Consider the following 7,289-nt stretch of genomic DNA (forward strand, 5'->3'; position numbering starts at 1 on the left):
GTCGATGCTGCTGCCCGCGCCGGCATCGGTCGCCCAGACGGTCCGCGACAGCACCTCTACCTCTTCCCTGCCGAGCCTGGGCGATGGCCAGGGTATGTCGGTCGGAGCTGAGAGGCGTCTGGGCGATCGCATCGCGCGTGACATCTATCGCGACCCGGACTACATCGACGATCCGGTGCTGGGCGACTACTTGCAGGCGCTGTGGCAGCCGCTGCTCGGTGCGGCCCGCGATCGGGGGGATGTGCCGCCCGAGTTGGCCGAGCGCATGGCGTGGGAGTTGGTGGTGTCGCGTGACAAGCGGGTCAATGCGTTCGCCTTGCCCGGCGGCTATCTCGGCGTCAACCTCGGCCTGGTGGCCATCACCGACAAGCCCGAAGAGTTGGCCTCGGTGATGGCGCACGAACTCAGCCACGTGTCGCAGCGCCACATCGCTCGCATGATGACGCGCGAAGAGCGCATGGCGCCCTGGATGATGGCCGCGATGATTCTGGGGGCCTTGGCCGCAGGGAGCAACGCGAATGTGGCTGGTGCGGCCATGGCGGGCAGCACCGCGGTGGCGGCGCAGTCCCAGTTGAACTTTTCACGCGACATGGAACGCGAGGCCGACCGTGTGGGCTTTGGTGTGCTGACCGGCGCCGGGTTTGATGGCCTGGGCTTCGTGTCGATGTTTGACAAGATGCAGCAGTCTTCGCGCTACGACGACGGCTCGTTCCCTTACCTGCGCAGCCACCCATTGACCGGTGAGCGCATTGCCGACATGCGAGCCCGCGTGCCGTCGGGGCCGGTCGCTCCAAAAGACGCCAAGGTCGGCCCTGCGAGTGTCGTCACTTTGTCGGGGGTGGGCGCTTCGAACCCGGGGGGCTCTTCGGGTTTGCGCCTGGATTTGCCGAGCGCGCGGGGCGCTCAGGGCGCCGCCATTGGCTTGCCCATGCCGTCGCGCGCCCAGCACGCTCTGGTGTCGGCACGCGCCCGGGTGCTGGCCGAGAACGGACCCGATCGCCAGCGCGCCTGGCTGGCCAATGGGCAATCGGCCAATGCGTCGTCGGGCGACCGTTACGCAGCCGCACTCTCGGCGCTGCGCCTGGGGCAGCGCGATCTCGCGCTCGATCTTGCGCAGCGTTTGCGCACGGCGGTGCCGTCCGAGGCGCGCCCCACGGTGGACGCGCTGCTAATCGAGATCTTGCTGGCGCCCACAGCAGCCGGCGCAGCGTCCATGCCGCCGGCACAGGCGACTTTGCTGGGCGAGCTGCGTGATCAGGCGTTGACAGGCACGTCGCGCAGCAGTGCGCTTCTGGGTGCTCAGGCCGCCTTGGCCACGGGGCAGCCGCAGCGCGCCGTCACCCGCCTGCAGGCCTGGGTGGCCTTGCACCCGCGCGATGCCGTGGCGTGGCAGACCTTGTCTCGCGCCTACACGGCACAAGGGCAATCGCTTCGGGCTTTGCGTGCCGAGGCCGAGTCGCGCGCGGCGCACCTGGATTACGCAGGTGCGGTCGACCGCTTCAGGGTGGCGCAGTCGCTTCCCGTGGCCCAGCGCAGCGCCGACGCCATGGAGCTGGCGATTGTGGACAGCCGCCGGCGTGAGGTGGAGGCGCAGTTGCGCGAGACGGTGCGGGAAGAAGAAGAGCGGCGCTGACGCGCCGCTTGATGCGTGCCCGTTTGCGGGCTCAGCGCGCCAGCACGGAGCGCAATGCCGTGTTGACCGCCAGCATCAACACCGAGTAGATCAGCGAGCCCAGCAACGCGGCCCAGAAGCCGTTGACGTGAAAGCCGTTGAGCACGCCCGAAGCCGCCCAGAACAGCAGCGCGTTGATGACGAACAGGAAGAGGCCCAGCGTGACGATCGTGACCGGCAGGGTCAGGAGCACGAGAATGGGCCGCAGCACCACGTTGAAGAGTCCGATGACGGCCGCGGCGATCAGCGCGGACGTGAAGCTCTGCACTTGCACGCCAGGATAGAGGTAGGCCACCACGAGCAGGGCGCAGGCGGCGAGCAGCCAGGTCAGGATGAGTTTCATGCGGCCAGCATAGCACCGGCTTTCGGCCAACAAAAAAGGCGGTGCCCTTGCGGACACCGCCCCTTCGGGAGATAAGGAATCTCTGCAATCAGGCTTCGTGCGTGACGGGCGGACGGCGGGAGGCAATCCATTTGCCCAGTGCCAGGACCAGCAGCGCGCCAACGACGTGAGCGGCCCAGTACAGCGTGTCGGAAATGACCGCCATGCCTTGTGCATCCAGCGTGCCGAGCTTGGGCATCCAGGTCCACTTGTCGGGGTTGACGAACGCGGGATCGGTCACCAGCATGCCGCCAGCGATCCAGCCCAGCAGCATGCCGCCGAGCGTGATGATGATCGGGAAGCGTGCCATCAGCTTGATGACCATCGTGCTGCCCCAGACGATGATCGGGATGGAGATCAGCAGACCCAGCACCACCAGCAGGAACGAGTGTTCACCCGCGTTCTGGGCGGCGCCGGCGATGGCGATGACGTTATCCACGCTCATCACCAGGTCGGCCACGATGATGGTCTTGATGGCGGCCAGCAGCTTGTCGCTGCCCTGGATATTTCCATGGGCCTCGTCATCGGGTGCCAGCAGCTTCACGCCGATCCAGATCAGCAGGATGGCGCCGACGAGCTTGATGAACGGGATGTTCAACAGTGTCATCGCGAACGCGATCAGGATGACGCGCAGGACGATGGCACCGGCGGTGCCCCAGATGATGCCCTTGGTGCGCTGTGCGGGCGGCAGCTTGCGGCAGGCGAGCGCGATCACGACCGCGTTGTCGCCACCCAGCAGGATGTCGATGATGATGATTTGTCCCAGGGCGACCCAGAACTCGGGCGAAGTCAGGAAATCCATAAATTCCTCGTTGTCGTTTGTCCAAATGGGCGCTACGCGCCCGGCCTTCTCATGGTCGGACCACCACCGGTGAACAGAAGGCGCTGTTTCATCTGCCCACGATGGCGCAACTGCGCTGGCGAAGGGAACGGACAAGCCTTGATCGACCCGTGGGGTCTATCAAAGGTCTTGCTCGACCTGGCAATGGAATTGCCGGGCCCGGGTTGCCGGAAGCGTTGGCTTCGTATTGACGACAACCCGCATGTCCATCGTCGATGGGCGTTTCGGCCCTTCTGCGCTGGATCGGAGAGCTACTCCCCTTCGAGACCCGCGATTGTAGCGGCCACCGTTGCGCGCGGCGGCATGTATGGGCAAGAAGTTCCCACAAAGCCGTGGCTGCTTCTGCCCAAGGACGCGGCGGGTGCCGACCCGGACTGGCTATGATCCACACCCCATGGCCGGCATCCACATCACCGACATCGAAGCCGCGATCAACTACTGGCGTGAGCGCTCACCATCGCCAGATGGTGTGTCGCTGTGCCCGGAGACCCGCGCCTTGGCCGAGGTGTATGCGCTGATGGTGTGGTACCACGAGACCGAAGCCGACGAGGCCACGCTGCCGGCCTTGGCCAAGGCCGCCTGGATGAGTTGGTACGAGACCACGCCCGACACACCGTGCATCGCCATCTGCTCCACCAGCCAGGGTGACGAACTGTGCAAAGGCTGCGGGCGCACCTTCGATGAGGTGCAGCGCTGGACCGAGATGACGCCCGGCGAGAAGCGCGCGAGCTGGCGGCGCATCGTCATCGAGGGCGACGCCTGGCGCTTCAACCGCTACGCCGAGCGTGCCCTGGAAGAGTCCGGGAAGTAGGTCGCCTCAGACGCGCCTGGCGAGCTCGCTGGCCTTGCCCACGTAGCTGCCCGGCGTCATCGCCAACAGGCGGTCTTTTTCGCTTTGCGGGATCTCCAGGCTGCGGATGAGTTCGTGCAGCGCGGCGGCGGTCACGGTCTTGCCACGCGTGACTTCCTTGAGTTTTTCATACGCACCCGACACACCGTAACGGCGCATCACGGTCTGGATCGGCTCGGCCAGCACTTCCCATGACGCGTCCAGGTCGGCGGCCAGGGCCTCCTCGTTGAGCTCGAGCTTGGCCAGGCCCACGCCCATCGAGTGGTAGGACAGCACCGCATAGCCCAATGCCACGCCCATGTTGCGCAGCACGGTGGAGTCGGTGAGGTCGCGTTGCCAGCGGCTGATCGGCAGTTTTTCCGAGAGGTGGCGCAGCAGCGCGTTGGCCAAGCCCAGGTTGCCTTCGGCGTTTTCGAAATCGATCGGGTTGACCTTGTGCGGCATGGTCGATGAGCCGATCTCGCCCTCTTTCAGCCGCTGCTTGAAGTACCCCACGCTCACGTAGCCCCAGATGTCGCGCGCGAGGTCGATCAGGATGGTGTTGGTGCGCGCGACCGCGTCGAACAACTCGGCCATGTAGTCGTGCGGCTCGATCTGGATGCTGTAGGGCTGGAATGTGAGACCCAGGCCGAGCGGTTCGGGCTGTTCGATCACGTTGCGGCTGAACGCCTCCCAGTCGAAGTTCGGCCACGCGCTCAGGTGCGCGTTGTAGTTGCCCACGGCGCCGTTCATCTTGCCCATCAGCTTCACGCCCGCGATCTTGTCGCGCGCGGCCTGCAGGCGCACCACGACGTTGGCAATTTCCTTGCCCACCGTGGTGGGGCTGGCGGTCTGGCCGTGGGTGCGGCTGAGCATGGGCACGGCCGCGTAGGCATGGGCCATCTCGCGCAACTTGGTGATGACGCTGTCCAGCGCGGGCAGCAGCACCACGTCGCGCCCGCCCTTGAGCTGCAGTGCGTGGCTGGTGTTGTTGATGTCTTCGCTGGTGCAGGCAAAGTGCACGAACTCGGCCGCTTTTTCCAGTTCGGGGCGCGCCTCGAAGCGCGACTTGATCCAGTACTCCACGGCTTTCACGTCGTGGTTGGTGACCTTCTCGATGTCCTTGATCGCCTGGCCGTCGGCCTCGCTGAAGTTCTTCACCAGGCCCATGAGGTAGGTGCGTGCGCCCGGTGTGAGCGGCTTGAATTCCGCGAAGCCGGCGTCGGACAAGGCGATGAACCAGGCAATCTCGACCTGCACGCGGCGGTGCATGTAGCCCTGTTCGCTCATGAAGGGCCGCAGGCTGGCCAGGCGGCCGGCGTAGCGCCCGTCGAGGGGCGACAGGGCCGAGATGGTGCTGGGCGCCAAGGGTGAATGGGCGGAGGTGGTGGCGGGAGAAGAGGAGGTCGATCGCATCCGGCGATTGTAGGAGGGCCCTTGCTCCGCGACCGCCGCCGCTGGGCGCCTTGGCCGCACTCCCGTGGCGGGCCCATGGGGGCTGGCTAGAATCGTGTGTCCCTGTCCAACCGTCCTGATCCACCCCATGAAACTCATTGGCTCCATCACCAGCCCCTACGTGCGAAAAGTGCGTGTCGTCATGGCGGAGAAAAAACTGGACTACCAGCTCATCCTGGACGACGTGTGGTCGGATGAAACCCAGATCATGACCTCCAACCCGCTGGGCAAGGTGCCGTGCCTGGTGATGGAAGGCGCAGAGGCGGTGTTCGACTCGCGCGTGATCGTCGAATACGTCGACACGCTCTCGCCGGTGGGCAAGTTGATCCCTACGCAGGGTCGTGAGCGCGCCGAAGTGAAAACCTGGGAGGCACTGGCCGATGGCGTGCTCGACGCCGCGATCCTCGCCCGCATGGAAGCCACCTGGAAGCACCGCAGCGACACGGAGCGCTGCCAGGCCTGGATCGACCGCCAGATGCACAAGATCGACGCCAGCCTCAAGTCCATGAGCCAGGGACTGGGCGAGAAGCCGTTCTGCTCGGGCATTCACTTCAGCCTGTCCGACGTGGCTGTGGGCTGCGCGCTGGGCTATCTGGACTTCCGATTCCCCGCGATCGACTGGCGCACGCAATACCCCAACCTGGCGCGCCTGGCCGAGAAGCTCAACCAGCGCCAGAGCTTCGTCGACAGCCGGCCGACCTGAAGCCGGCCGCCCTCACGCAAACACCCCGGGCAGCGCGGCGCTCAGGGCCTGGCGAGGGTTGGTGAAAGGTGTGAGGCGCAGCGCATCGATCAATCCGCGCGCGGCCTGCAGGCCCGACTTGAGGCCGTCTTCGTGAAAACCGTGGCCGGTCCATGCGCCGGCGAACCAGGTGTGGCGTTGGCCTTGTAGCACGGGAACGAGGGTTTGCGCCTGGATGGCGTCGAGGTCGAACACCGGGTGCTCGTAGCTGTACTCGCCCAGCACCTGCGTGGGCACGATGTCGCGCTGCGGGTTGAGCGACACCACCACCGGTTGCGGCCACGGCAGCGGCTGCAGGCGGTTGATGAGGTAGTGCACACAGATCGCGGCCGACGCCTCGTCGTCACCAGGCGCTCGCTCGCAGTTCCAGGCCGCCCAGGCGCGCCGGCTCTGCGGCAACACCGACGCATCGGTGTGCAGCACGGCGCGGTTGGCCTGGTAGCGGATCGCACCGAGCACGGCTTGCTCGTTGGCCGAGATGTCGGTGCCGAAGAGGCGCAGCGCCTGGTCGCTGTGGCAGGCCATCACGATGGCGTCGAAACGATCGACATGGCCCGGCGTGACCACGCGCACGCCCTGCTCGTCGCGCAACACCTGCTGCACGGGTGTGGACAGGCGCTTGTCGCCAATGCTCGCGACGATCTTCAGCACATACTCGCGCGCGCCGCCGGCCACGGTGTACCACTGCGTCCGGCCCTTCCTCTGGAGCAGACCGTGGTTGTGGCAGACACGCGCCATGGTCGCCACGGGGAAGTCCAGCATCTGCTCGGTGGGGCAACTCCAGATGCAACCCATCATGGGCAGGAAGTACCAGTCGCGGAATTCGTTCGAGAAGCGGTGCGCGCGCAGGAAGTCGCGCAATGGCTGCCACGACGCGCTGCTGGGTCGCTGGTCATCGCCGCGCTCGGCCATGCGCGAGGCGACGCGGTTGAAGCGCAGGATGTCGGCGAGCATGCGCAGAAACCGCGGATCGGCGATGTTGCGGCGCTGCGCGAACACGCTGCGGAAGTCGCTGCCGCTCCATTCCAGCGCGTCGCCGCCGCGCCCCGCGCCCGGCACTTGCACCGAGAACGACATGTCCGACTTCGCGATCGGCACCTCCAGCGCGCCCAACAAGGCCAGCAGGTTGGGGTAGGCGCTTTCGTTGAGCACCTGGAAGCCGGTGTCCACGCCGAAGGTGGTGGGCACGCCTTGGTCGTTGGGCAAGATCACGTCCACCGTGTGGGTGTGACCGCCAAAGTGATCGCCGGCTTCAAACAGCGTGATGTCGGCCAGGCCTTGCAGCGTGTGCGCCGCGGCCAGCCCGGCGATGCCGGAGCCGACGACGGCCACGCGCACCGGCCGGGTGGCGGACGGCGGGAATGGGGG

7 protein-coding genes are annotated in these 7,289 nt (G+C 66.3%); 3 read left to right on the top strand and 4 right to left on the bottom strand.

The features are described 5' to 3' along the window. Nucleotides 1-4: 4 nt before the first annotated feature. Nucleotides 5-1,633, top strand: a complete 1,629-nt coding sequence (locus FFS09_RS27825; protein ID WP_252374549.1) for a M48 family metalloprotease — start codon at nucleotides 5-7, stop codon at nucleotides 1,631-1,633. Nucleotides 1,634-1,664: 31 nt separating this feature from the next. Here FFS09_RS27825 and FFS09_RS27830 read toward each other — a convergent pair whose 3' ends face one another. Further along, entirely contained in the window at nucleotides 1,665-2,015 is a 351-nt protein-coding gene (locus FFS09_RS27830) for a phage holin family protein (RefSeq protein ID WP_137922151.1), read from the bottom strand. Between the two features lie 88 nt (nucleotides 2,016-2,103). Next, nucleotides 2,104-2,856, bottom strand: coding sequence for a TerC family protein (locus FFS09_RS27835; protein WP_137922152.1), 753 nt, complete (start codon nucleotides 2,854-2,856; stop codon nucleotides 2,104-2,106). Nucleotides 2,857-3,289: 433 nt separating this feature from the next. Between FFS09_RS27835 and FFS09_RS27840 the strand changes: the two genes are divergently transcribed. After that, a complete protein-coding gene (locus FFS09_RS27840) occupies nucleotides 3,290-3,706 on the top strand; it encodes a DUF3717 domain-containing protein (RefSeq protein ID WP_137922153.1) in 417 nt (138 codons plus the stop codon). Between the two features lie 6 nt (nucleotides 3,707-3,712). Here FFS09_RS27840 and purB read toward each other — a convergent pair whose 3' ends face one another. Continuing rightward, nucleotides 3,713-5,092, bottom strand: a complete 1,380-nt coding sequence (purB, locus tag FFS09_RS27845) for an adenylosuccinate lyase (RefSeq protein WP_137922158.1) — start codon at nucleotides 5,090-5,092, stop codon at nucleotides 3,713-3,715. Between the two features lie 175 nt (nucleotides 5,093-5,267). Between purB and FFS09_RS27850 the strand changes: the two genes are divergently transcribed. Continuing rightward, complete coding sequence (locus tag FFS09_RS27850) at nucleotides 5,268-5,882, top strand: glutathione S-transferase C-terminal domain-containing protein (RefSeq protein ID WP_137922154.1); 615 nt, start codon at nucleotides 5,268-5,270, stop codon at nucleotides 5,880-5,882. 12 nt (nucleotides 5,883-5,894) lie between these two features. Here the strand turns inward: FFS09_RS27850 and FFS09_RS27855 are convergent, their stop codons facing one another. Continuing rightward, nucleotides 5,895-7,259, bottom strand: coding sequence for an NAD(P)/FAD-dependent oxidoreductase (locus tag FFS09_RS27855; RefSeq protein ID WP_137922159.1), 1,365 nt, complete (start codon nucleotides 7,257-7,259; stop codon nucleotides 5,895-5,897). Nucleotides 7,260-7,289: the final 30 nt, after the last annotated feature.

Origin of the sequence: Hydrogenophaga sp. 2FB (assembly GCF_005503365.1) — a bacterium.
Lineage (GTDB): Bacteria > Pseudomonadota > Gammaproteobacteria > Burkholderiales > Burkholderiaceae_C > Hydrogenophaga.

Bases quoted from the DNA above. Each gene is read 5' to 3' on its own strand.
- FFS09_RS27825 (WP_252374549.1), top strand. From the start codon at position 5: ATGCTGCTGCCCGCGCCGGCATCGGTCGCCCAGACGGTCCGCGACAGC.
- FFS09_RS27830 (WP_137922151.1), bottom strand. From the start codon at position 2,015: ATGAAACTCATCCTGACCTGGCTGCTCGCCGCCTGCGCCCTGCTCGTG.
- FFS09_RS27835 (WP_137922152.1), bottom strand. From the start codon at position 2,856: ATGGATTTCCTGACTTCGCCCGAGTTCTGGGTCGCCCTGGGACAAATC.
- FFS09_RS27840 (WP_137922153.1), top strand. From the start codon at position 3,290: ATGGCCGGCATCCACATCACCGACATCGAAGCCGCGATCAACTACTGG.
- FFS09_RS27850 (WP_137922154.1), top strand. From the start codon at position 5,268: ATGAAACTCATTGGCTCCATCACCAGCCCCTACGTGCGAAAAGTGCGT.